This is a genomic window from Fulvivirga lutimaris, assembly GCF_009711525.1.
In the GTDB taxonomy this organism is placed as follows: Bacteria; Bacteroidota; Bacteroidia; order Cytophagales; family Cyclobacteriaceae; genus Fulvivirga; species Fulvivirga lutimaris.
Genome location: NZ_SMLV01000067.1, coordinates 1 through 1,037, shown reverse-complemented (window position 1 = coordinate 1,037; position 1,037 = coordinate 1). Strand labels below are relative to the sequence as shown.

General features: G+C 33.0%; 1 protein-coding gene. It reads right to left on the bottom strand.

What is annotated here, in order from left to right; translation table 11 throughout:
- On the bottom strand, positions 1–930 hold a 930-nt coding region (locus E1140_RS00205), incomplete at its 3' end, for a hybrid sensor histidine kinase/response regulator (RefSeq protein WP_155177949.1).
- Between the last annotated feature and the right edge of the window lie 107 nt (positions 931–1,037).

Sequence of the window (1,037 nt, the reverse complement as noted above, 5' to 3'; positions counted from 1 at the left end):
TTGGAAAATTTTCTTGATTGCTTCATCAGATATTCCAACTCCACTATCCTTCACATAAACTCCATAGGACTGATCATCCTCCTTAATACTCACCTCAATATTTCCATTTTCTTGGGTGAATTTTATAGCATTAGATATTAAGTTTCGGATAACTGTACTAATGGAATTTTTATGAGAATTGACTATTATTTTTCCTTCAACATGATTTACTATATCAATCTTTTTATTGGATGCTTGCTGAGCCAGTAGTTCTATACAATCATCTATTACTGCTGTAATATTAAAGTCTTCTTTTACCAGATTAATCAATCCCATTTGAGAACGGGACCATTCTAGTAAATTTTCGAGCAAGGTATATAGCTTTTTTTGTGAATCGTGGAGTTGTCCAGCCATCTCCTGAATTTCATCCTTTGATAAACTTTCAATATGGTCTTTAAGTAACCCTGTAAATGATGATATTGAATTAATGGGTTCTTTTAAATCATGACTGATGATAGAAAAGAACTTATCTTTTGAGTCATTTAACGATTTAATTTTGGAATAGCTGTCTGCCAAATGCAATATGGTTTTAGTTCTTGCAATAAGCTCAATACTGTCAATAGGCTTTCTTATATAATCAATTGCACCTGCCTCAAGTGCATTCATTAAATTTTCTGAACTGGTCATAATACCAGAACACATAATGATAGGTATATCTGAAGTGCGTTTATTGCTTTTCAATTGCCTTATAAGATCAATACCAGATGTGCCGGGCATTTCCCAGTCGGTAATAATTAAATCAGGCAATTCGTTTATAGCAATTTCCATGGCTATATCTGCACCTAGAGCCTGAAGTATCTTGTAATTATTTTCCGTGTTTTCAAACACCTCAATTATAGCTTCCAAGTGAACCCACTCATCATCAACAATCAAAATTTTCCGTGAATTCATTTCCAGCCTAATTTAATGCTTCATCTAATAATTCCTTGAACAAAAGTTCATTCCCACTAGTTATTGCTTTCGTTAACTCTTTATTCCAATTTCTAACCTCTTCACTT